Raw genomic sequence first — 22,465 nt, forward strand, 5'->3', positions numbered from 1 at the left:
TATATCATTTTGTGAAAAAAACGTCAATATCATTAAAATCAAATAACTTTTTTGTTATATTTGTTATATCTACTTTCAAAAAAACATGTTTCTTTTGCGACACTTTTTGTGCTAGAATGTTTTTACGGAGGTGGTTTTTTTGAAAGAAAATTTTTTGAAGCAAAAACGGATGGAGAAAAATCTTACATTAGAACAAGTTGGAAATTTTGTTGGTGTTGGAAAAAGTACCGTCAGGAAATGGGAAACTGGAATGATTGAAAATATGGGGAGGGATAAAATTGTCGCCTTATCTAAAGTTTTAGATGTATCACCTCTTGAAATCTTAGGTATTCCTGAAACGGAAGAAACGCCACTTGTTGTCCCGACCAATATTATGAATGTTTACAAACAATTGACAACTGAAAATCAAGAAGCAGTCTATCGATATGCTCAAAAGAAATTAACAGAACAAAATTACTTTTAATATTTATTTTAAATAGATGAATGTTAGACTTTTTAGTCAACGTCAAACAAAAAAAGCTTATCCTTCCGGATAAGCTTTTTTTAGATTGACTGTTGGCCAAAATACTGACGCCATTTGGTTTTCATGGCTGTCGTCATCGGCAACGCTGCTTCTTTGACAGCACAATATTTGTCAACAAAGGTTACAATGTAACTTTCTTTGTATTTTGGTGGTGCAATAGTTGCGCCCCACATATGTTTAATAATAATGTCTCGTTCTAAATCAGACAACTCTGTAATTTTTTCAGCATTTTTGGCTGCAATTCGTGGATGAACATAGGCATGAGAGCCTTCGTCAAACTTTGTTGTGCGCCAATCATAGTAAAACAAATCATGCAATAAACCAGCACGAGCTGTTGCACGAGCATTGCCGTTCCAACGCTTTGCTAATTTATAGCTATGATAGGAAACACTAATTGAATGTTCTAAACGAGTTGAATGCATATGTTGTGTGTATTCTGCTAATTTTTGGACTTCTTCGGTTGCTAATAAATCTTCTACATAAGAAAGATATTCTTCGTCTTCACGCCATTTTTCTGTCATATAATTGGGTGCCACCTTTTCTAATCCTTTTATAACTTGACTCGAGTATAGCACCCCAGCTATTTAATTACTATGAATTTCTCAATCTGTAACTTAACTTTAATATTTGCTTAATAAGTTTAGCGTTCAACGCAGTAAAATTTTCACAAAAACTTCTACATTTCTTCTGGTGCATGTAATCCTAGTAAACGTAAATCTTCTTTTAAAACAGTAGCTACTGCATAAACTAACGCTAAGCGTGCCTCTTTTTGAGCATCTTCATCCAAAATCCGAACATGGGCATAATATTTATTGAACGCTTGTGCTAAATGAATGCTATGTTTCGCAATAACAGATGGTTCATATTTTTCAGCAGCTTGCATCACAGTTTCAGGGAATTTTTGTAACAACTTCACGACTTCCCAGCTATCCTTGTCATTTAGTGCATAACGTTGTGTAGCGTCTGGTGTAAAGTTTGCTTTACGTAAAATACTCATCGCACGAGCATGTGTATATTGAACATATGGGCCAGTTTCGCCTTCAAAACGAACAACTTCATCTAATACAAAATCGAAATTATTTAGACGATCATTTTTAAGGTCATGGAAAATAACTGCACCTACACCAACTTGTTTCGCCACTTCTTCACGATTTGCTAAGTCTGGATTTTTCTCGTTAATTTGATTTCCTGCTAAAGTAACAGCTTCATTCAATACTTCTTCTAATAAAACAATTTTCCCTTTACGTGTGGATAATTTTTTACCGCCTTGAGTAATTAAACCAAACGGAATGTGTTCCATATCATCTGACCAGTCAAATCCTAGTTCTTTCAAGACTGCTTTTAATTGTTTGAAGTGATTGCTTTGTTCGTTGCCGACTACATAAAGTGATTTGGCAAAATCATACGTCCGTTTACGGTAAAGCGCAGCAGCTAAATCCCGTGTGATATATAAGGTCGCACCATCTGATTTACGAATAAGTGCTGGATTTAAATTATATTCTGTCAAATCAACAATTTCTGCACCTTGATTTTCTGTTAATAAATGTTTTTCTTCTAATAAAGTAACAATTTCATCCATTTTATCATTATAAAAGGCTTCGCCATTATAAGAATCAAATTCAACTTCTAACATGGAATAGATTTTATCAAATTCTTTTAGAGACTCGCTACGGAACCATTTCCATAATTCATTGGCTTCTTGGTCTCCTTCTTCTAATTTTTTAAACCAAGCACGTGCTTCGTCTTCTAATTCTGGTTTTTCTTCTGCTTCTTCATGAAATTGCACATATAAGCGCAATAATTCATTAATTGGTTGTTGGCGGACTGCTTCTTCAGAACCCCATTTTTTATAAGCTACAATTAACTTACCAAACTGTGTACCCCAGTCACCTAAGTGGTTAATCCGAATTGGCTGATACCCAATTTTTTCTAAAATAAAGGCAATTGAATTCCCGATTACCGTAGAACGTAAGTGCCCCATAGAAATTGGTTTAGCAATGTTTGGTGAAGACATATCAATAGGAACATTGCCATTATTGCCAAAGGTACTGTTTCCGTAGTTGTTTTTTTCTTTGACTACTGCGCCAATGACAGCTTGACTGACTGCTTCTTTATTCATGAAAAAGTTTAAATAAGGTCCTACCACTTCAATTTTTTCAAAATTTGTGCCATCAATTTTTTCTGCTAATTCTGCTGCAATTTGTTGTGGTGCTTTACGATAAATTTTAGCTAATGAAAAGGCTGGAAAAGCAACATCTCCATGATCAACAGATTTAGGATTTTCCAATAATTGTTCGATTTGATCCATCGTTAATTCTTCATTTAAAACATCATGTAACGCTTTTGCTACGATTTCTTTGTTGTTCATAAGAACCCTCCTGATTAATTTGTAAGTATAAAAAAACAAAAACGTCTCTGACAAAACAAAATGATTTGTTTTGTCAGAGACGAGAATTTACCCGCGGTACCACTCTAATTGTCTATACTACTTGGATAGACCTGCTTCATCGATAACGGTGATTGCCGTCTGCTTTCAGCAGAATTCTAAAAGTGCGCTTCCTCATTCCGATCACTCTTGGCTCCCACCTTCCCAAGATCGCTAAGCTGACGTTGAAATAAGTACTCTCTTTATCATCGAATGTCATTGTTAAACTGGCTTCATTATAGCAAATTTTTGTCTAGCTGGCTAGCCTTCTTCACTAATTGTCATAAAACTAACGCCAGGTTCTGCATTTAAGTTATACGAAGCAAAGTGATTCTTTTCAGCTTCGATAAAGGCGGCAGCGCCAATCATCGCCGCGTTATCCCCACAAAGTTTTAATGGCGGAATAAGTAATGTCACTTCTGGTAATTGTTCACTGATTGCATGTCTCATTGCTTCTCGTAATCCTTGATTCGCAGCAACGCCCCCAGCAATTAGCAATTGTTTAACAGGATATTCTTGACAAGCACGAATGGTTTTAGTCACTAATACTTCTACCACACTCGCCTGAAAACTTGCGGCTAAATCCTTTGTAGACAGTACTTCACCACGTTGCTCTGCATTATGAACCGTGTTAATAAACGCACTTTTCAAACCACTAAAGCTAAAGTCATAGTTATCCTCTTTTAGCATCGCCCGTGGAAATTGATAGGTATCTGTGCCTTCATGGGCCAAAGCATCAATCTCTTTGCCACTAGGATAAGGCAACCCTAACACACGTCCGACTTTATCATACGCTTCACCAGCTGCATCATCACGTGTTTCACCAACAATTTCGAAAGAGCCATCTTCTTTCATGTAGACCAATTCCGTATGTCCTCCACTAACGAGTAAGGCCATCAATGGAAATTCGAGCGGTGCCACAAAACGGGCAGCATAAATGTGCCCAGCCATATGATTGACTGGAATAAGTGGTAATTGGTGCGCCCAAGCAAATGCTTTTGCTGCAGAAAGTCCTATTAATAAAGCACCAACTAACCCAGGCCCATAGGTCACAGCAACGCCACTAAGCTCTTCTGGTGTGACTTTTGCTTCTGTTAATGCTTCTTCAATACAGATCGTCACTTGTTCAACATGATGACGGCTCGCAACTTCCGGAACGACTCCACCAAAACGTTGATGGCTCTTAATTTGCGAAGCTACGATATTGGAAAGAATTTTGTCGCCATCTTCAATGACAGCCACACTTGTTTCATCACAGCTACTTTCCACAGCTAATAATAATTTACGTTCTTTTGTAAAAATTGTCATTGGGCTTCCTTCCTTAATTTCGCACACATTACAAAGGCATTTTCTTGAGGTTCTTTATAATAATTTTTTCGAACAGCTACTTTCCGAAAACCTGTTTTCTCATAAAGTTTTTGAGCTAGTGTATTCGATTCTCTGACCTCTAAGAAAATTTGTGTAATGTCACGACTTTTAACATATTCTTTAAAAGCTTTCATTAATTGACAACCAATTCCTTGGTGTTGTTTCTGACCATTCACAACAACGTGACTAATTTCTGCTTCATCTAAAATAAAATGATAGGCAATATAACCTAACCACTGGCCATTTTCAACTAAAAAAAGATATTCGCTATTTTCCTGAGCAAAATCTTCCGCGAATTGTGTTTCTGTCCAAGGGGAGCCAGTTGTATAAGAAGAATTACTAAAATGCCATAATTCTTCACCAATATTTGCTACAGATATTTCTTTTTTTGTTACTAACATTTTTTCTTCACTCTTCTTTTAAATCAATTATCATTTCTAGTGCGTCTTCATTATTTTCGTCATAATAGCCTTTTTTCACCGTCTGTGAGACAAAGCCAATTTTTCGATATAAACGTTGGGCTTTAACATTACTCATTCGTACTTCTAGCGATAAGGTTTCACAACGATTTTTCTTGGCAAAAATTCGCGTTTCTTCTATTAAAGAACGACCTAAACCTAAGCCTTGGTATGCTGTATGGACAGCGACATTCGTAATGTGTGCATCCGTTCCTTGAATCCGACAACCAATAAAGCCAACTGTTTTTCCGTTAATTGCCGCTAACAAATAGAGATGCGGCGCTTTTGAGCCAAGTTCTGCCATGAAAGCAGACATCGTCCAAGGAAGTTCCCCAGCGTAAACTTCACGTTCAATTGCTAGTAAATCCTTAATATCTTGGTAGGTGATTTCACGCAATTGAAATTCTTGCTGGTTCATTGCAATGGTTTTAGTTATATACCGTTGCCGTCTTTTTGTAAAGTATTTTGTCACAAAATTAAAGTTTTTCCACATAGCTTTCTCCATTAGGCGTGTGTGTCTTCAACCAATTTTCTTCCGCTTCTACTTTTTTCAAATACGCAGGTAAGAACCCATGAACATTTTCAACAGGTTCAGCCACACTGCCTAACGCAGCCAAAACTGCGGCATTAGGAATTTGCCATTGCGGGACATCACAAATTTCCCCATGAGGAATGATTTGAGCTATTTCTTCAGTGAATTTTTCAACATCTTCACCAACAAAAAAAAGATTTGGTTCATTTTTTAGTTGTTCTAATAACTCCCGCAGGGAAATATGTTGGTCCGGTAACTCATTTTGCCACACGCCATCGACAAACCGATAAGCACCAGCATAGACGTTTTTACGACGCGCATCAAAAAGAGGCACAACTAAACCGGTTTGTCCAACACAATTGGCAGCTAACGTTTGTAGACTGGAAATGCCTACTAGCTCTTTCTTTAAAGTATAGGCCAATGTTTTGGCAGTCGTCACGCCTAAACGTAAACCAGTGTATGATCCAGGTCCTTCTGCTACGACAAAACGATCAATTGCCGTTGGCGCCAAGTTCAATTGACTCATCAAATAGTCAATTGCCGGCATTAATGTTAAGCTATGATTTCTTTTAACCGTTGCTGTATAACTTCCCAGAATTTTTTGATTTTCACACACAGCAATACTCAATGTTTGGTTAGATGTATCTATTGCTAAAATTCGCACACGAATCCCTTTCCTTCTACAATTTAGTCGCTTCATTGTAGCACACTTTCCTTTTTCTAAAAAGGGAAAACGAGGTTTCTTTTTACAGAAACCTCGTTTCGTTCATTTTCTCTTTTTATTTAATGGTTGCTTCTAAGTAATCAATTAATGGTTTACTGATATCTGTTGCAGAACCATTTTCTCCTGAATTTTCAACCATAATCATTGTTAAGAATTTATTGTTACTACGATCTAACGTTAGAAGGAAACTGTTTTCTTTGCCATCTGTATCTTGTTTATCTTTTATTTCAGCTGTTCCTGTTTTGGCAGCCAATGAGAAGTTCGGATTGTACATATTATAAACATAACCTGAAGGATCTTCCACACTACCTAAAAGATCTGTGGCAATTGTATTCGCTGCGTTGGCGCTGATTACATTGTCTTTTTTCTTCGTTTCTTTGTCTAAAACTAGTTTTGGATAGACTAATGTCCCATTATTTTGGAAAACACTATACATGGTAGCTTGCTGGATTGGCGAAATTAACAATTGGCCTTGGCCGTAGCCCGTATCTGCCAAAAGAATTTCAGAATTAAATTTATCTTCATTTGAAATTTGAGCAGGCGTCATGGCAATTGGTAAATCTAGTTCCTCACCGAAAATGAATTTATTAAGACCCGCTCTAAATTTGTCTTCCCCCATACGTAATGTTTGTTGGGCAAAATAAATATTATCTGAATTAACTAAAGCGGTACGCAGATTGACTGGACTTGCTTCTTTTACACGTGTTGCAAAATAGCCGCCCCAAGATTTATCTTTTTGCCATTTCAAGCCATTAATTTCTAGCTCTTCATCTGGCTTCAATGTCCCTGCATCTAAACCAATGGCACCGGTAATTGTTTTAAAGGTAGAACCTGGTGCATAGCCTGTCGCAAAACGTGCTGTGAATGGTAAATCTTTGTTGTTATTGTAAGCATCATATTCTTTTTGAGAAATACCATTGGCCATTTTATTAGGATCATACGAAGGTGAACTAACCGTTGCTAATAAATCGCCTTTTTGAGGATCGGTAATGACCGCACTACCAGGGCGTTTGTCAAATATAGCGAAGGCTTGTTGTTGTACGCCACTGTCAATCGTTAATTTAATCGTTTGACCATCTTTTTTCTCTTTGGTTTGTAAAGCTTTTTTGACATTCTCTTTGTCATCTAAAATAACTAGTGAGCCACCATCTTGCCCTCTTAATTCTTTATCAAACGCTCGTTCTAAGCCAGTTTTACCAATTACGCCCGTACTACTTAACTCTGGATTTTTTTTAATATCTTCTGCAGTAATGGTGCCTGTATACCCGATTAATTGCGCAGCTGCTTCCCCCAGCGGATAATAACGTGACTCTGTATCTTTTGTCGCAGCCCCTGTTGGTAATTCTGTCACTGGTTCAGAAGCGACTGTGATTGGTACAAAGGAGTCTGCTTGGACCCACCCTTGGCTTAACTTTTGATTGATTTCATCAACAGAAACGCCGAACTTATCACTAAAAGCTTTGATATTGGCTGTTTTTTCTGCGCCAGAACCGAGTTTGCCAGGCACTACGCCCACTTCGTCAAACACTTTGTTAATTGCTAGCCCACTACCATTACGATCGACAATTTCTCCACGTTTGGCATTATCTACTTGAATCGAAATTTTATCATTTCCTGACATATCTGGAAAAATTAAAGACGGCTTCCAAGCGATTTGGTAGGTATCGCCTTTTTTGGCGATACTTGATTGATAAGACAAATCTTTCATTTCGCCTAAAGGGGTACTCATCGATAATTTATAGGTAAATGTGTATTGATTGTCTTTCGCTTTTTTGACTTGAACATCACTAGCTTTGACTCCTTCTGCTTGAATCCCTGAATAAATTGCTTGGTATTTTTCAACAACAGATTTAGTATCATAGCCATTTTTCTTTAAGCTAGCTTCTTGAACAACGGACGGTAACTTATCAAATTTCTGTTTTGTCAATACGTTTAAAAATGTAGTAGCTGTTTTCTTCGCTTCGGCTAATTCTTGTTTGGCTTGCCATTGACTATAAGCATAATACCCGCCACCGGCAGCAGCGATTAGAACCAAGGCAGAAACACCAAGAATAAGTGGTTTTTTTGAAGATTTTTTATTACGATTGCTTCGTTCCATTCAATAATCCCCTAACTATATAATATGTCTTTTCTTCTATTATACGTAACTTTTTTTAAAATGCTTGTGTTTCACCTATACTTTTTTTAATTTCTTAATAAAGTTTGATCAATTTTTTCCATTTCATCAGGCTTTCGTTGGATTTCTCTGCATTCATTGTGTGGTATACTAGCTGTAACAATTAGTTTTTTATTAGGAGGAATGAACATGGGACTTATTAAAGCAGCAACAAGTTCAGTTGGCGGTGGCTTGGCCGATCAATGGCTAGAGGTTATTGAACCTGATAATATGGGGGACACAACCGTCATGACAAAAGGTGTTTTTGTGCGTAAAGATGATAAACGTGGTTCTAATCGTAAAGGAACGGACGATGTTTTAACAGATGGTTCTGTTGTACATGTCTATCCCAACATGATGATGCTTCTTGTCGATGGGGGCAAAATCATCGATTACACTGCTGAAGAAGGCTATTATACAGTCAAAAATGATTCTGCGCCTTCAATGTTTAACGGTTCTTTAAAAGATGCGATTGCAGAGACCTTCAGTCGTTTCAAATTTGGTGGCGTAACTCCACAAAAACAACAAGTTTTTTATATTAACTTGCAAGAAATTAAAGGCATTAAATTTGGAACACCTGCGCCATTAAACTATTTTGATAATTTTTATAATGCCGAACTTTTCTTACGTGCACACGGAAATTACTCAATTAAAATTACAGATCCTTTACTATTTTATACTAATGCGATTCCTAAAAATCAAACGCAAGTAGATATTAATGATATTAATGAACAATATTTGGCAGAGTTCATTACAGCATTGCAAGCAGCAATCAATCAAATGTCTGCTGATGGGCAACGTATTTCTTATGTTCCCTCAAAAAGTGTTGAATTAAGCAAATATATGCAAACTGCACTTGATGAGGATTGGCGCACCAATCGCGGCATGGAAATTGTTTCTGTAGCAGTTGCGAGCATTTCTTATACAGATGATTCAACAAAATTAATCAACATGCGAAATGAAGGAGCTATGCTCAGCGATCCAGGTGTTCGCGAAGGCTATGTTCAAGGTTCCTTGGCTCGTGGTATGGAGGCTGCTGGTAAAAATGAAGGTGGCGCTATGAGCGGCTTTATGGGCGTTGGTATGGGCATGAATGCGAATGGCAACTACTTTGCGCAAGCGTCTCAAACAAACCAACAACAAATGCAAGAAAAACAAAACCAGCAAAACGCACAAGGGGCTACAGACACTTGGACTTGCCCACAATGTGGGACTGAAAACACTGGGAAGTTTTGCTCAAACTGTGGTACACCAAAACCAACAAACGAAAAACCAAAATTAGAAATGAAATGTAGTGAATGTAGCGAAATTGTTGACTTAAGTAATGGTATTCCTAAGTTCTGTCCACATTGTGGTAAACCATTCCAAGGGGTTCCTTTATAAGCAAGTAGTGAACAATTAAAGAAAAGGGTCAGGCACAAGTCTACCCTTTTTCTTTGAATCAGATTCCTGTTATTTACTCACTCTATTAGAAAGGACGGTTGCAATGGAAACAACATTTACCCATAAATGCCCCAACTGTGGCGGCCCGCTCTTATTTAATCCCAAAGATCAAAAATTTCATTGTGAATATTGTTTAAATATTTACACGGAAGAAGAAGTGACTCGTTATGAGCAACAGCAACATGAGGCGCATTTAGAGAATCCCTCAACAACGACTGCCGAGGAAAATTTGACTTTCACGGCGGAAGAAGAATCCTCCGCTACGCAACAAACAGAGACCACTGAGAATGAAGCAGCTGCAGATGCAGGCACAATGGAAATTTTTAATTGTCCAAGCTGTGGCGCTCAAATTGTCACCGATGCAACAACGGCTGCCACATACTGTTATTATTGCCATAATCCTGTTGTCTTGGCTGGTCGATTAAGTGGCGAATTTTTACCAGAAAACGTCTTACCCTTTACAATTGAAAAAGACGAAGCGATTGAAAAATTTCTCGCTTGGACCAAGAAAAAATGGTTCATTCCCCGAGATTTTTTCAGCAAAAATCAAATCGATAAATTAACTGGGGTTTACTTCCCCTATTGGGTCGTTGATGCAGAAGTCGATGGACAACTCCAAGCTACTGGCACAAGTATTCGCATTTGGCGCGTAGGTGATATTGAATACACCGAAACAAAACGTTTCAATGTGGGACGTTCAGGAAAATTATCGTTTAAAGAATTAGTTAAAAATGCCTTGTCAAAAAACGTCCAACAAAAAATGGTGGAAGGCGTTCAACCATTTTTAATTGATCAAGCAGTGCCTTTCAAAAGCCAATACCTAGCAGGTTTCCAAGCAGAAAAACGCGATATTGAATATGAAGCAATCAAAAAACACGTCCAACAAGAATTACAAGATTATTCGGAATCATTGTTACGGGACTCTGCTTCTGGTTATACTACGTTGACAAATGTTCGCACGGATATTTCTCTAAACCAAGAAAATAATCACTATATGCTTTTGCCAATTTGGTTAGTCACCTATCGCAGTCAGGAACAATCAAAAAAAGTTTATTATTATGCCATGAATGGACAAACAGGTAAAGTAAGCGGTGTGCTTCCAATTAGTTACACTCGTTTAGGACTAGCAACGTTAGGCATTTTCGCTGGACTCTTAGCACTCTTTTTATTAGGAGGTTATTTCCTATGAAAAAACGACTTTTACCTATTTTTTTCCTAATACTTCTTACCTTTGGCCTTGCCCTACCCGTTTCGGCGGCTGAAAATTCAATTGATGATGGCGCACAATTACTGACACCTGATCAAATCAACCAACTAAAGCAAGAGATACAACCTTTAGAAGAAAAAACAAAAGCCTCTGTCTTTATTGTGACCACAAATAATAATACCTATGGCGATGAACAAGAATATGCAGATCATTATCTTTTAAATAAAGTTGGCAAGGACCAAAATGCGATTCTTTTTCTCATTGATATGGACTTACGGAAAGTCTACATCTCTACTTCTGGAAACATGATTGATTATATGACGGATGCACGAATTGATGATACCTTAGATAAAGTAATGGATGGGATGAGTCAAGGAAATTATTTCGCGGCTGCTCAAACCTTTGTTCAGGAAACTCAAGCATTTGTTAATAAAGGGGTTCCTGGGGGGCACTATCGTGTGGACAGCGAAACAGGTAAAATCACCCGTTATAAAGCCATTACCCCGCTGGAAATGGTAATTGCTTTTGCTGCTGCTCTGATACTCAGTTTGGTCTTCTTAGGCATTAATATTTCTAAATATCAATTAAAATTTTCAAGTTATCAATATCCCTTTAGGGAAAAAACAACTTTAAACTTAACCTCCCGCACAGATCAGTTAACCAACTCTTTCATCACTACGCGTCGTATTCCTAAAAACAATGGCGGCAGTGGCGGAATGGGCGGTGGTGGCAGCACCACCCACTCAACTGGCGGCGGCACATTCGGTGGCGGCGGTCGAAGTTTTTAGATTTTTTATCTTTTTTAATTATTTCATAAAAATAATGGTGTTATTTTTATGAAATAATGATAAAATAAGTATACTGTGGTGTGTTATTTTTACACAGGACGGTATACTTATTTTCATTTAAACTAAGTGATTTGTAGTCCAAAGTTATTTAATTGGGGATTGTTTTCAACTATTTAGTAAGCGCTACAAATCATTAACTAAACTATGGGAGGGAAAGTGAAAATGAAAAAATTTTCTATGTTAGGATTAGTTTTAATTAGTACTCTGATTTTAGGTGCATGTGGTTCTGGAACAAACAACACTAATAAAACTAAAAAAACCTCAAGTACTGCTACCGCAACAACTGAAACAAAAGCTAAAGAAGATAAAGGGACTTATAAAGATCGAACATTGACTGTTCCTGATGGTGTATTAAAAATCACCGAATTCCAAAAAGGTACAAGTTTCGATGGTAAACCAATCTTTTATGTACTATTTGATTTGACTAATAACACTAAGGAAGCACAAGATGTACAAATGTTATACTCTAGTTTTGTTAGCGTATCACAAAATACCGGCGATACAACAGAAGATTTAACTTATGGAATTGTTAATGATTCTCCGATTAAAGATAGAATTGACATGTTAAATAAAAAAGTTAATCCTGGCGCAACTGTCCAAGCAGCATACCCTTATGAATTTGCTGATGAAACAAAACCTGTAACTTTTACTTTCAGAGACAGTATGTTCAGCATGGGAGATTCTATCGCTGTTGAAGAAATTACAATTAAATAGTCTGTAAGCAAGTAGGCACTTAGTTCTACTTGCTTTTTTGGTTTGTTCTTCATAGAGTTGAATGGTAAAATTAATTTATCTTAACAAAAAGGAGTCATCCCATGAAAAGTATGTGCGAACTGTGTGATCTAAATCCTGGTAAAATCATCACCTTTGATAATCACGGTATCTGTAAACATTGTGCAGAACATTTAGAGTTAAAACCAAAAGAAATTAAAGATCGAACAATGGAAAGTATTATAAAACGTCAAGAAGAAATTATAAAAAAGGATCAAGCAATGCAAGCAAAGGGAAATTTATGTTATCTTTGCGAAGAGGAAACTGGCAAGTACTTTACGAGTGATTTTTATCGCGTAGGAAAAAGCTGTTTAAAAAAACTTAAAGTATCCACTTGGTCCGTTGATAAAAAAAGTTTAGCTGATTTACAACAAATGCAAGAGTTAATAAACAAGCAGTCTGAAATCGCAAAAGCAAATGAAAAAAATGCTGAAGTTTATGGAAATCTATGTGCTCTTTGTCAGGATAATAAAGGAAAATATTTAACTTCAGATAATTACCAAATCTGTAAGAAATGTGCAGGTCAACTCGGTGTCCAGGGACAAGGATATACCCAAACTTGGACATTGACGGATTTAAGAAATGTCCAAGAAGACAACCGGCTATTCAATCCTACAACAACTATTGCTGGCTCGATTGAATTCGATGAACCTGAAAAAAAATTTCGACTGGTTGGTTCATCAAAAATTTTGCCAGTAAGCATTATCGCTGATTACAAAATTTTAGAGAAAAAAAAATACCCATTTCACCGAAGAAAACGTACCTTATGATCGCGTCAGTAGTGTCTATATTTTGATTAATCTAGATGATTTGCAACGCCCAACCATCACTATTTCCTTTTTAAAGACACTTAGTGAGCAAACCACTGAATTTGATCGTCAATTAGCGATCGATAGAGCCCGTTTCAATGCCGAACGAGCCCTTTCATCATTAGACACTATTGTTCGTCGAATAAAAGAAAAAGAAATACCAACTCCTATAAAGATTGATAAAAACCAACCGATTGAACCAAAGCTATCTGATTCACAAAAAAACTCATCTAGCACTATTGAAGACGTAATGGCTGAGTTAAGAAATTTAAAAATGTTAGTTGATGAAGGAGTTCTAACAGAAGAAGAATTTCAACAAAAGAAACGGCAATTGCTTCAATTAGATTAATAAAAAAATCCTGAAAAGACTCGTCATCTTTTCAGGATTTTTTTCTTCTTGGTATTTTCCCATAATTCTTGATAAGGTATTTCATGGATATCACGAAAATAAGCTACTTCAAACTTTTCAAAATCAGTTGACTGGCAGTTGCCGGTTAAAACACCAATTCCCGCTTTACCATGACAAGTTCCCATGAAAACATCCACGAGCGAATCACCTACCATAATTACTTCTGTCGGCTTCAATTGACATGACTGACAAAAGGCTTGGAGCATGGCCGCATCTGGTTTCGGTAAGTAACGATCTCCTGTCGCAATAAAATCAAACATTTCTGTTAAACCAAGATATTCCATAATCAACATAGTCGCTGGCAAAGTATCTGAAGTTGCCAATCCAATTTTATAGTTCTTCCGTTTCAGCTCAAGAAATAACTGTTTTAAATCACCAATTGGTTCAATCTTTTTCAGATTTTTTCGTAAATAATCATAAAAAAATTGCTCCAGCCATCGACTGCTGATTCCCTGTTCGACTAATTCCTCAAATTGCGCCAATTCCTGATAAAGTTCCTGATAAAGTACTTCATCAAGTAAATGTTTTTGCAAAAAACGTTGCTCCTGAATAGCTAATGTCTTTTTTATTTCTGCTGAATGATGAGGGGCTAACATACTTAGTGTTTCAAAACAAGCTTTCAAACCTGCTTGCCAAAGAGTATCAAAACGAATACACGTACCATCTTTATCAAATAAAATTCCTCGATTTTCCATGAAAGAACACCTCAAAATGTTTGCTTTGCTTCCTATTTGTTTCTTCAAGTATACTAATCATTTATTTGATTTTGATATTCTTTTTGTATCATTTGTGTAAAAAAATATAAAAAAGCAACGAATTGTAGTGCGCCCCCAAAGTTAGACCAAAAAATCTAACTTTGGGGGCGTATTTAAATTGGCAAAATACGATTATGCATTCAAGAAAAAAGTAGTAGAAGCTTACCAAAATGGCGCAGGAGGTTATCGAACACTAGCGAATCAATTTGATATTGCTTCACTTTCGACTGTTCGTAAATGGGTTAAAACAGTCGAGAAATTTGGATTTAACGCACTTCATCGAAGAGTAAATTACCAACATTACTCTTCCAAATTCAAGCGGGATGTCATACACTATTATTTAACGAGTGGTGACTCTTATCTGACTGTCGCATTGAAATATGGTCTGCCAAACGATACCTTAGTCTTGGCTTGGCACCAGAAATTTCTAGAAACAGGCATAGAAGGGCTTTCACCAAAACAGAAAAGAAGACCTTCTATGTCAAAGAAAAAGAAACCCGTTCAGGTGAAAAAAACACGAACACGTGAACAAGAATTAGAACATGAAAATGAACTATTGCGAGCGGAACTAGCCTTCATAAAAAAGCTCCGCGCTTTAGGAATGAATATCCCGGAACGACTCAAGAACGAGATGCCCGAATCATCCACGAACTCCGAAAAAAATTCCGATTAACAATCTTACTGGAAGCAACCAAATTTCCTAAAGCGACGTATATGTATTGGCAAAAGCGATTTGAGCGAAAAAATCCCAATCAAAAATTAGAAGCCCTGATTAAGAAAATTTTTGACGAAAACAAAGGAAACTATGGCTATCGCCGTATTCAATTAGCTTTAAAAGAACAAGGATTGAACGTAAACCAGAAAAAAATTCGTCGTCTTATGCGTAAACTTGGCCTAAAAGGGACAAAATTTATTCGTAAATCAAGAAAATACAATTCCTACAAAGGAACCGTTGGCTATGGCGAAAAAAACCGTCTACATCGTCGTTTCTACACTTCAGTACCCCATCAAAAGCTAACAACAGATACCTCTGAATTTAAGTATTATGAACGTAACCAAAGTGGAAAGATTCAAATAAAAAAACTCTATTTGGATCCTTTTCTTGATTTATTTAATGGGGAAATCTTGTCTTACCGTATTTCTAAACAGCCGAATGCCAAAGCAATTCTTGAGGCACAAAAAGAATCCATTGATAAAACGCAAGATTGTCCATATCGGCGCACTTTTCATTCTGACCAAGGTTGGGGGTACCAAATGAAGCAGTACAAAAAGCAATTAACCAGTCACCAGATCTTTCAAAGCATGTCTCGAAAAGGAAATTGTTTTGATAATTCTCCTATGGAGAATTTCTTTGGTTTACTAAAACAAGAAACCTACCATGGCATTATTTATTCTAGTTTCGAAGAACTAGAACAAGCAATTGAGGAATGGATTGATTATTATAATCATCAACGAATAAAGACAAAACTAGGGTGCAGTCCCGTTCAATTCCGTAAACGGTTCGTCGCATAAAAATACCGACCAGATTTCTCCAGTCGGTATTCGGTCTAACTTTCGGGTCTCACTACAAATTTAGAAAAATTCGTTGCTTTTTTATTAATCAATCACTTTTTTCACTTTGAATTCTTTTGTTTCAGCAGACGGTTCTGTTTGATCAGCTAATTCAAATAAAATATGGGTACCATTTTCTTCATCTTCAACGATAATCAGTTTTCCTGGAATCTTTCGAGTATCTTTCGCAATTTGGGCTTCTTTAATTAATTCTTTTTGATCTCTTTTTGAAGCAAGGGCATTTCCTAAATTAAAAAAGACAGTTTCTTCCATAATTAACCACTCACTTTCTCTACTTTTCTTAAGTCAATTATAGCATATAACTAGAAAAAGTGGCAGCTTGTGTCCTTTTACTTTCATTTAAGCATCAATAATCAAAGAATAAGCATAAGTACTTTCATAAATTCCTGAAGTATAATAATTGAGCCTCTTTTTAAATAGCGGGCCGTCAATTACCAACGTATGGTACTCCCCGTTTTCTCCGCAAATATCTAATTGATGCTCTTTAAGGTACGTGATAAATATTTCATCTAACGGTTCTCCTAAAAATTTTATTGGAATGCCTGCCTCTTTGCTGACCGTTTTGATAATTGCTGTGTACCCTTTTGCCAAAAATTCTTTGACAAGTGCTTCGCGATTCTCCTGCCAAAGAGGTAATTGTGGCTCAAGCCCAGCACTTAATGCAACTTGGCGATCCCAAGCACCATTTTGTTCAATATCTATATCGCCAAAACAAACCGTTTCTGCACCCAATTTTTTAGTTTCATGCAGTGCCTCAACCACTTTTTCTGTGTAATTTGTTTCATTGTTATGTGATATAACAAGTGGTAAATCTAACGCTTCGGCCGCTGCTTCTAAGACGGAGATTGGTATCCCGTGAAACCAAGAACGATTAATTTCATCACTTAGTGTTGTCACTAACGCTACTGGCTGATTTCCTGCTTGTATCAATCGATCCATCGCCAATAAACAATCTTTACCAGAGCTATAACTTAAACAAAATTTTTTCATAAACGTTCCCTCTTTTCTCTATGACTATACCTCAAAACAATACATCCGTATACATATTTATTATTTAAGTATAACTAATACTGAATAGTTATTTGAATCAAAACATGGTATAAAATAGAGGTAAAGCAAGCTTTATTCACTTCTTTATATCTCTTTTCAACGGATGATCAGCTGGCGGAAACCAGCTGATCTTTTTTTCAAAAAACACAGCTATCTTTTGCAGTTTTCTTTTCCTCATGTTATAAAGAGATAGTAGGAAGCATTTATTCACTTCTTTACAAATCTATCTTAATCTTAGACAGTCGGCGGAAAACGGCTGTCTATTTATCTGGAAAAATTATGAACTCGTCAGCTAGTGGTCAGTTGACGAGTTTTATGTTATAATAATTAGAACACGAAAAATATTTTTAAACGAACCATTCAATTGTTTTGATGATTTTATTCAAAACTGGCGTGTCTAGAGAGATACAAGGATGTATTAGAGGTAGGGAATACATCGCTTAAATGAAAAATACTTGAATACTAGAAATAGTCTGATCCAACTTTAAAATAATAATATTGATTCGTTAGATAGCCTTCTCTTTAAAGAGAAGGCTATTGTCAATTAAAGAGTAAAACCACCGCATGTTTAAAATTAAACTTATCTCAAACATACCCTGTCAGTGTTTCACGCATTATCTCAATAAACAGCAAAAATCCAGAAGAGTCTCTCTTCTGGATTTTTGCTTATTTGACGATACTTTTTTAAATTTTGTTAATCAATTTAAAATAATCCACATAAGTGCATAATTGGGAAAACAAATAATAAACTATCAAAACGATCTAAAATACCACCATGTCCTGGCAAGATGTTACCAGAGTCTTTCACGCCATAATGACGTTTGATAGAAGATTCAACCAAATCACCGAATTGACCTACTATAGAAAATAGAACCGTCAATACAAGCATCACCGGCATCGGATAAGGAAATAGCCCTTTATTAGCTGTGAAAACTAAAAACAACGCTGCTACAACGACGGCTGATAAAATACCACCAAGTGCACCTTCTATTGTCTTGTTGGGTGAAACATCTGGCATCAATTTATGACGACCAAATCGGCGTCCAAATAGATATGCACCAATATCCGTTGCCCAGACAATGAATAAAGCAAATAACAAGACTTCAAAACCTGCGGAACGGGCACTAATAAAGTTCTGGAACCCCATCCCTACATATAAACTGACAATAACTGGAAAGCCAGCTTCTTCAATCGTATATGTATTTTTAGAAATTACCGAAGCACCTAACAACAACATTACAGTGACATAAAATAAAATGAAATTTGTTTGCATTTCCGGCAAAAAGTTTAACCATTTAATTGTCGGGATAACTAAAAAAACGGCCCCTAATGCTGATAAAACACCTTCAAAACTTAATAACGTTAATCCTTTCATACGGAATAACTCGTACACGCCGACTACTGCCAAAGCAACAGCGGCAATCTCAATTGCAAAACCACCATACCAGATAATTGGAATAAAGATGATTAATGCGACGATAGCTGTGATGACACGTTGTCTCACTGCGGATCGCTCCCTTCTGTTTCTGTAGTTTCTTTTAGACCACCAAAACGACGATTACGATTTTGGAAAGAAGCAATCGCGGTTTCTAAAGTGTCTCCTGAAAAATCAGGCCATAATGCTTTTGTAAAAAACAACTCGCTATAAGCAATTTGCCATAGCAAGAAATTACTAATTCTCTCTTCCCCACTTGTTCGAATCAACAATTCTGGATCACGAAGTTCCGTGGGTAAAAAGCCAGTCATTAAGTGATCTGCGATCGTTTCTTCTGTAATCTCATCTGCCGTATATGTTTTTTCTGAAACCTCTGCAGCAATCTGTTTCATGGCAGTTAGTAGCTCCGCACGCGCCCCATAATTTAAAGCAAAGTTCAAAACCATGCCCGTATTGTCCTTGGTTTGCTCAATGGCCCGCTTAACAGCATCTTGCGTATGGCTTGGTAGAAACTCTTGGTAGCCCATTACATTGACTTTAACATTTTCCTTAATTAATTCAGGCACGAATGTATCAAAAAAATCAACAGGCAATTGCATTAAGAAATTGACTTCATCTGTTGGTCTCTTCCAATTTTCCGTTGAAAATGCATAAAGTGTTAAAACTTTAACGCCTAAATGACTAGCATGCTTCGTTATTTTTTTAACCGTATCCATGCCTTCTTTATGTCCAGCAATTCTCGGCAGTCTTCGATTCTGTGCCCACCGGCCATTTCCGTCCATAATAATGGCAATGTGCTGCGGAATTTGGCCTTCTTTATCAAAGGCGTACTGGCTTGCTTCTTCTACATATTTATTTTTTTGCGGAAAAAAACGTAACATCTTTTTCCCTCCATTCCAAAAAATCTATCTTAATTATTATAACAATAACTAATGCAAATGCCTATGCATAGTCCCTGAATTTTCCTGATAATTAAGAAATTCCTTGTAACTTTATCATTTATGGTCCTTTTTTAAAAGAAAAAAACTTAGACTTGGCAGGTAAATCAACATGATGTATCTGCCTAGCCCTAAAATTTTAAATAAACAACGGGACAGGAGCAGCTTCTTCGGAAATAAGCTGAACGTCCTTGAGAGACAAAAAGCATCTTTCAGAACTTTCTTCTTATTTCTTGAAGCTTAACACGCCTGTCCCGACCTCAAGTTTTTATTCTATTGTCTTTTTCTTTTTATTCATTGACTGGAACAATGGCACCGTTCCATTTTTTCGTAATCCAATCTTGGACTTCTTTGCTACGTAACACTTTGACTAATTTTTTTACATTTTCGTTGTTTTCGTCTTCTTTACTAACCGCAATAATATTGGCATAAGGTGAACTTTCTTTTTCTAAAGCAATCGCATCTTTTTTCGGATTTAATCCTTGATCCACGGCAAAGTTTGAGTTAATTAAAACCGCAGCCCCTTCTTCATTGTCATAAAGAGTGGTCATGATTGCTGGATCACTTTCATGATTGAATTTCAACTTTTTAGTATTTTTATCAATATCATCGAAAGTAGCAGTTGTCCGGTCTACCCCTTCTTTCAGCGTGATTAAACCAGCATCTTCTAAAATCGTTAAAACACGCGGCCAATCTGAAACGGAAGAGCTAACGTAAATCGTTGAACCATCAGGAATTTCTTGTAACGATTTGTATTTTTTCGAGTAAAGCCCAACTGGTTCTAAATGAATCGCACCTGCATTCACAAAGTCATAATCATTTTCTTTAACCGCTTCATTAAAGAACGGCACATGTTGGAAATAGTTGGCATCGATATCGCCACTTTCCAACGCCTTGTTAGGTAGCACGTAATCTGTATAAGTCGTCACTTCTAATTTTACGCCTTCTTTTTCTAATAAAGGTTTTACATGTTCTAAAATCTCTGCATGTGGAACTGGTGAAGCTCCAACTTTCAAGACCGAGTCATCACTCTTTTTATTGCCGCAAGCCCCTAAAACTAAGACAGCTACTGCTACAGTAATTACTGACCATAATGTACGTTTTTTCATCTTATTCCCTCCATTTATCGTTTATCTATTTTTTTAGCGACTGTATCCCCAAGCCATTGAATCGCAAAGACAATAATTAAGATACAAATCGTTGCTACTAAGGTAACTGTATTTTGACCACGTTGGAAGCCATCTTGATACGCCAAACTTCCTAAACCGCCCGCTCCAATAGCAGCTGCCATTGCAGTGTAGCCCACTAAAGAAATGGTTGTAACGGTTAAGCCAGAAACAAGCGCTGGCAGACTTTCTGGTAATAGAACTTTCCAAATTATTTGGAAACGATTGGCCCCCATTGCTTTGGCTGCTTCAATCACGCCTTTATCGACTTCACGAAAAGCAATTTCGACCATGCGAGCATAAAAAGGTGCTGCGGAAATAATCAATGCTGGTAAGGAGCCTTTGACACCAGACATACTCCCTAAAATAATTTTTGTAAAAGGAATTAACAGAACGATTAAGATAATAAACGGAATCGAACGGAAAATATTTACAAAAATGGCCACTAGCCAATACAGTAATCGGCTCAAAATCCCTTTTCTGCCTGACGTTTCAAAAAGTAGTAGTCCTAAAATCAGCCCTAAAATGGCGACCACTATGATTGAAATCCCTGTCATATAAAGTGTTTCAATCGTTTTTTCTTGTAGTTTACTTATATCAATTTGGGAAAAATCAAAGAAACTTGCTAAGCCACGATTATTCATTTCCAATCACCTCTGTTTCTACACGAAGTTTACGTAATCCTTCAATGGCTGCTAGAATATTTTGCTCTTCGCCTAATAATTGAATATAAAGAGAACCCACTGCACCCTGCTTTGTTTGCTGAATGTTCCCTTGAATAATACTGACTTCTACTTGATATTCTTGGACAATATGCGAGATAATTGGCAATTTCGCTTGTTCGCCGTGGAAAAGTAGGCGAACAATTTTTCCATTCGGATATTGTTCCAACATTTCTTCAACAACCAGTTCCGTTTCTTCAATGTTTTTATCCGCTTCTTGTTGGATAAAGCGTTTCGCAATTTCTGTTTGAGGCTTTTTGAAAATATCGATTACTTTACCTTCTTCAACAATTTCACCATATTCCATCACGGCTACGCGATTACAAATTTTACGAATCACGTGCATTTCATGGGTAATTAATACAACCGTTAAATTTAATTCTTGGTTGATTTTTAGTAGTAATTCTAGCACTTCATCGGTTGTCTGCGGATCCAAAGCACTCGTTGCTTCATCACAAAGCAAAATATCAGGATTGTTAGCTAAGGCACGGGCAATCCCCACTCGTTGCTTTTGCCCACCAGAGAGTTGACTTGGGTAGGCATTTTCCCGTCCTTCTAAACCAACCAACTTGATTAACTCTTCTGCGCGGCTTTTCCGATTTTGTTTTGGAACGCCAGCAATTTCCAATGGGAGCATGATATTTTCTAGGACCGTCCGTGACCATAATAAATTAAAATGTTGAAAGATCATCCCAATTTTTTTACGGAAGTTTCGTAGTTCTTTATTTGGCAACAATGCAATATCTTGTCCTTGAATTTCTACTTCACCTTCTGTAGGTGTTTCAAGTCCATTCAATAGGCGAACCAACGTACTTTTTCCTGCACCTGAATAGCCAATAATGCCATAAATATCTCCTGATTCAACCGTTAAATCAATATCTTTTAAAGCCGTGACTTTACCCGCTTTACCGGAAAACTCTTTTTTTACATGACGTAATTCAATTAATGCCATTTTGTTCTCCTCTTCTTTCTGTTCTACTTTCTTATTTTGAAGGTTTCGCACTTTTTATGAAACGAATTTGCTTAATAAAAACAAAAAAACTTCCATCCTTTTGCTATTACAGCAAAAAGGACGAAAGTTTGTCATTTCGTGATACCACCTTAATTCGCTATTATTTCTCAATAATAACCTCATACGGTACTTGATTCTTCGCA

23 protein-coding genes and 2 other annotated features (1 of these 25 running past the window's edge) are annotated in these 22,465 nt (G+C 36.8%); of the genes, 8 read left to right on the top strand and 15 right to left on the bottom strand.

Annotated features, from left to right (window positions below; translation table 11 throughout):
- The first annotated feature begins 130 nt into the window (after positions 1 to 130).
- Complete coding sequence (locus IGJ04_RS04855) at positions 131 to 463, top strand: helix-turn-helix domain-containing protein (RefSeq protein WP_016618386.1); 333 nt, start codon at positions 131 to 133, stop codon at positions 461 to 463.
- An 80-nt stretch (positions 464 to 543) separates the two neighbouring features.
- Here the strand turns inward: IGJ04_RS04855 and IGJ04_RS04860 are convergent, their stop codons facing one another.
- The 7 genes from IGJ04_RS04860 to pbp4 form a co-directional block, all read right to left on the bottom strand.
- On the bottom strand, positions 544 to 1,044 hold the full coding sequence (locus tag IGJ04_RS04860; protein WP_002356666.1) for an HD domain-containing protein: 501 nt from the start codon (positions 1,042 to 1,044) through the stop codon (positions 544 to 546).
- A gap of 155 nt (positions 1,045 to 1,199) precedes the next feature.
- Positions 1,200 to 2,891 carry an arginine--tRNA ligase gene (gene argS / locus IGJ04_RS04865; protein WP_002367081.1) on the bottom strand — a complete coding sequence of 564 codons (1,692 nt, stop codon included), beginning with the start codon at positions 2,889 to 2,891 and terminating at the stop codon, positions 1,200 to 1,202.
- A 72-nt stretch (positions 2,892 to 2,963) separates the two neighbouring features.
- Positions 2,964 to 3,167: a binding site (T-box leader), on the bottom strand.
- A 42-nt stretch (positions 3,168 to 3,209) separates the two neighbouring features.
- A complete protein-coding gene (gene tsaD / locus IGJ04_RS04870; protein ID WP_002374298.1) occupies positions 3,210 to 4,256 on the bottom strand; it encodes a tRNA (adenosine(37)-N6)-threonylcarbamoyltransferase complex transferase subunit TsaD in 1,047 nt (348 codons plus the stop codon).
- Entirely contained in the window at positions 4,253 to 4,717 is a 465-nt protein-coding gene (rimI, locus tag IGJ04_RS04875; protein ID WP_202531158.1) for a ribosomal protein S18-alanine N-acetyltransferase, read from the bottom strand. Before rimI (IGJ04_RS04875) ends, tsaD begins: the two co-directional genes overlap by 4 nt.
- 7 nt (positions 4,718 to 4,724) lie before the next feature.
- Complete coding sequence (gene rimI, locus IGJ04_RS04880; protein WP_002387121.1) at positions 4,725 to 5,279, bottom strand: ribosomal protein S18-alanine N-acetyltransferase; 555 nt, start codon at positions 5,277 to 5,279, stop codon at positions 4,725 to 4,727.
- Positions 5,251 to 5,970 (bottom strand): tRNA (adenosine(37)-N6)-threonylcarbamoyltransferase complex dimerization subunit type 1 TsaB, encoded by a 720-nt coding sequence (gene tsaB, locus IGJ04_RS04885; protein ID WP_002362637.1) that lies wholly within the window; start codon positions 5,968 to 5,970, stop codon positions 5,251 to 5,253. The genes rimI (IGJ04_RS04880) and tsaB overlap by 29 nt, the downstream gene beginning before the upstream one ends.
- Positions 5,971 to 6,085: 115 nt before the next feature.
- A complete protein-coding gene (gene pbp4, locus IGJ04_RS04890; protein ID WP_002400876.1) occupies positions 6,086 to 8,128 on the bottom strand; it encodes a penicillin-binding protein PBP4(5) in 2,043 nt (680 codons plus the stop codon).
- Between the two features lie 207 nt (positions 8,129 to 8,335).
- Between pbp4 and IGJ04_RS04895 the strand changes: the two genes are divergently transcribed.
- From IGJ04_RS04895 to IGJ04_RS04920, 6 genes are all read left to right on the top strand, one after another.
- Positions 8,336 to 9,568, top strand: coding sequence for an SPFH domain-containing protein (locus tag IGJ04_RS04895; protein WP_002356656.1), 1,233 nt, complete (start codon positions 8,336 to 8,338; stop codon positions 9,566 to 9,568).
- A 103-nt stretch (positions 9,569 to 9,671) separates the two neighbouring features.
- Complete coding sequence (locus IGJ04_RS04900) at positions 9,672 to 10,817, top strand: hypothetical protein (RefSeq protein ID WP_002356655.1); 1,146 nt, start codon at positions 9,672 to 9,674, stop codon at positions 10,815 to 10,817.
- Entirely contained in the window at positions 10,814 to 11,623 is an 810-nt protein-coding gene (locus tag IGJ04_RS04905; RefSeq protein WP_002400877.1) for a TPM domain-containing protein, read from the top strand. Before IGJ04_RS04900 ends, IGJ04_RS04905 begins: the two co-directional genes overlap by 4 nt.
- Before the next feature lie 222 nt (positions 11,624 to 11,845).
- Positions 11,846 to 12,397 carry a DUF5067 domain-containing protein gene (locus tag IGJ04_RS04910; RefSeq protein WP_010707301.1) on the top strand — a complete coding sequence of 184 codons (552 nt, stop codon included), beginning with the start codon at positions 11,846 to 11,848 and terminating at the stop codon, positions 12,395 to 12,397.
- Between the two features lie 227 nt (positions 12,398 to 12,624).
- Complete coding sequence (locus IGJ04_RS04915; RefSeq protein WP_438839994.1) at positions 12,625 to 13,224, top strand: hypothetical protein; 600 nt, start codon at positions 12,625 to 12,627, stop codon at positions 13,222 to 13,224.
- Positions 13,225 to 13,393: 169 nt separating this feature from the next.
- The gene (locus IGJ04_RS04920; protein WP_438840350.1) at positions 13,394 to 13,612 is read left to right on the top strand and encodes an SHOCT domain-containing protein; all 219 of its coding nucleotides are present in this window, start codon (positions 13,394 to 13,396) and stop codon (positions 13,610 to 13,612) included.
- A 23-nt stretch (positions 13,613 to 13,635) separates the two neighbouring features.
- Here the strand turns inward: IGJ04_RS04920 and IGJ04_RS04925 are convergent, their stop codons facing one another.
- A complete protein-coding gene (locus tag IGJ04_RS04925; RefSeq protein WP_002400880.1) occupies positions 13,636 to 14,367 on the bottom strand; it encodes an HAD family hydrolase in 732 nt (243 codons plus the stop codon).
- A 178-nt stretch (positions 14,368 to 14,545) separates the two neighbouring features.
- On the opposite strand from IGJ04_RS04925, the gene IGJ04_RS04930 reads away from it, so the two are divergent.
- Positions 14,546 to 15,939, top strand: a protein-coding gene (locus tag IGJ04_RS04930; protein WP_438839995.1) for an IS3 family transposase whose coding sequence is annotated in 2 segments (ribosomal slippage) — positions 14,546 to 15,086 and positions 15,086 to 15,939 — 1,395 coding nt in all. Because the reading frame shifts where the segments join, the coding sequence is not laid out codon by codon here.
- Between the two features lie 84 nt (positions 15,940 to 16,023).
- On the opposite strand, the gene IGJ04_RS04935 is transcribed toward IGJ04_RS04930, so the two are convergent.
- The 7 genes from IGJ04_RS04935 to IGJ04_RS04965 form a co-directional block, all read right to left on the bottom strand.
- Entirely contained in the window at positions 16,024 to 16,251 is a 228-nt protein-coding gene (locus IGJ04_RS04935) for a hypothetical protein (protein WP_002362220.1), read from the bottom strand.
- Positions 16,252 to 16,338: 87 nt separating this feature from the next.
- Positions 16,339 to 16,989 (bottom strand): diphthine--ammonia ligase, encoded by a 651-nt coding sequence (locus IGJ04_RS04940; RefSeq protein WP_002400884.1) that lies wholly within the window; start codon positions 16,987 to 16,989, stop codon positions 16,339 to 16,341.
- 763 nt (positions 16,990 to 17,752) lie between these two features.
- Positions 17,753 to 18,553 (bottom strand): phosphatidate cytidylyltransferase, encoded by an 801-nt coding sequence (locus IGJ04_RS04945; protein ID WP_002359680.1) that lies wholly within the window; start codon positions 18,551 to 18,553, stop codon positions 17,753 to 17,755.
- On the bottom strand, positions 18,550 to 19,365 hold the full coding sequence (locus tag IGJ04_RS04950; protein WP_002356646.1) for an isoprenyl transferase: 816 nt from the start codon (positions 19,363 to 19,365) through the stop codon (positions 18,550 to 18,552). Before IGJ04_RS04950 ends, IGJ04_RS04945 begins: the two co-directional genes overlap by 4 nt.
- A gap of 347 nt (positions 19,366 to 19,712) precedes the next feature.
- Entirely contained in the window at positions 19,713 to 20,531 is an 819-nt protein-coding gene (locus IGJ04_RS04955; RefSeq protein ID WP_438839996.1) for a MetQ/NlpA family ABC transporter substrate-binding protein, read from the bottom strand.
- 14 nt (positions 20,532 to 20,545) lie between these two features.
- Positions 20,546 to 21,232 carry a methionine ABC transporter permease gene (locus tag IGJ04_RS04960; RefSeq protein WP_002356640.1) on the bottom strand — a complete coding sequence of 229 codons (687 nt, stop codon included), beginning with the start codon at positions 21,230 to 21,232 and terminating at the stop codon, positions 20,546 to 20,548.
- Positions 21,225 to 22,262 (bottom strand): methionine ABC transporter ATP-binding protein, encoded by a 1,038-nt coding sequence (locus IGJ04_RS04965; RefSeq protein WP_002364465.1) that lies wholly within the window; start codon positions 22,260 to 22,262, stop codon positions 21,225 to 21,227. Before IGJ04_RS04965 ends, IGJ04_RS04960 begins: the two co-directional genes overlap by 8 nt.
- Before the next feature lie 113 nt (positions 22,263 to 22,375).
- Positions 22,376 to 22,465, bottom strand: a binding site (T-box leader); it runs 158 nt beyond the window's last position.

Origin of the sequence: Enterococcus sp. AZ050 (assembly GCF_051715085.1) — a bacterium.
GTDB classification, from domain to species: Bacteria; Bacillota; Bacilli; order Lactobacillales; family Enterococcaceae; genus Enterococcus; species Enterococcus faecalis.

Bases quoted from the DNA above. Each gene is read 5' to 3' on its own strand.
- IGJ04_RS04860 (WP_002356666.1), bottom strand. From the start codon at position 1,044: ATGACAGAAAAATGGCGTGAAGACGAAGAATATCTTTCTTATGTAGAA.
- argS (WP_002367081.1), bottom strand. From the start codon at position 2,891: ATGAACAACAAAGAAATCGTAGCAAAAGCGTTACATGATGTTTTAAAT.
- tsaD (WP_002374298.1), bottom strand. From the start codon at position 4,256: ATGACAATTTTTACAAAAGAACGTAAATTATTATTAGCTGTGGAAAGT.
- rimI (WP_202531158.1), bottom strand. From the start codon at position 4,717: ATGTTAGTAACAAAAAAAGAAATATCTGTAGCAAATATTGGTGAAGAA.
- rimI (WP_002387121.1), bottom strand. From the start codon at position 5,279: ATGGAGAAAGCTATGTGGAAAAACTTTAATTTTGTGACAAAATACTTT.
- pbp4 (WP_002400876.1), bottom strand. From the start codon at position 8,128: ATGGAACGAAGCAATCGTAATAAAAAATCTTCAAAAAAACCACTTATT.
- IGJ04_RS04895 (WP_002356656.1), top strand. From the start codon at position 8,336: ATGGGACTTATTAAAGCAGCAACAAGTTCAGTTGGCGGTGGCTTGGCC.
- IGJ04_RS04900 (WP_002356655.1), top strand. From the start codon at position 9,672: ATGGAAACAACATTTACCCATAAATGCCCCAACTGTGGCGGCCCGCTC.
- IGJ04_RS04905 (WP_002400877.1), top strand. From the start codon at position 10,814: ATGAAAAAACGACTTTTACCTATTTTTTTCCTAATACTTCTTACCTTT.
- IGJ04_RS04910 (WP_010707301.1), top strand. From the start codon at position 11,846: ATGAAAAAATTTTCTATGTTAGGATTAGTTTTAATTAGTACTCTGATT.
- IGJ04_RS04915 (WP_438839994.1), top strand. From the start codon at position 12,625: ATGGAAAGTATTATAAAACGTCAAGAAGAAATTATAAAAAAGGATCAA.
- IGJ04_RS04925 (WP_002400880.1), bottom strand. From the start codon at position 14,367: ATGGAAAATCGAGGAATTTTATTTGATAAAGATGGTACGTGTATTCGT.
- IGJ04_RS04935 (WP_002362220.1), bottom strand. From the start codon at position 16,251: ATGGAAGAAACTGTCTTTTTTAATTTAGGAAATGCCCTTGCTTCAAAA.
- IGJ04_RS04940 (WP_002400884.1), bottom strand. From the start codon at position 16,989: ATGAAAAAATTTTGTTTAAGTTATAGCTCTGGTAAAGATTGTTTATTG.
- IGJ04_RS04950 (WP_002356646.1), bottom strand. From the start codon at position 19,365: ATGTTACGTTTTTTTCCGCAAAAAAATAAATATGTAGAAGAAGCAAGC.
- IGJ04_RS04955 (WP_438839996.1), bottom strand. From the start codon at position 20,531: ATGAAAAAACGTACATTATGGTCAGTAATTACTGTAGCAGTAGCTGTC.
- IGJ04_RS04960 (WP_002356640.1), bottom strand. From the start codon at position 21,232: ATGAATAATCGTGGCTTAGCAAGTTTCTTTGATTTTTCCCAAATTGAT.
- IGJ04_RS04965 (WP_002364465.1), bottom strand. From the start codon at position 22,262: ATGGCATTAATTGAATTACGTCATGTAAAAAAAGAGTTTTCCGGTAAA.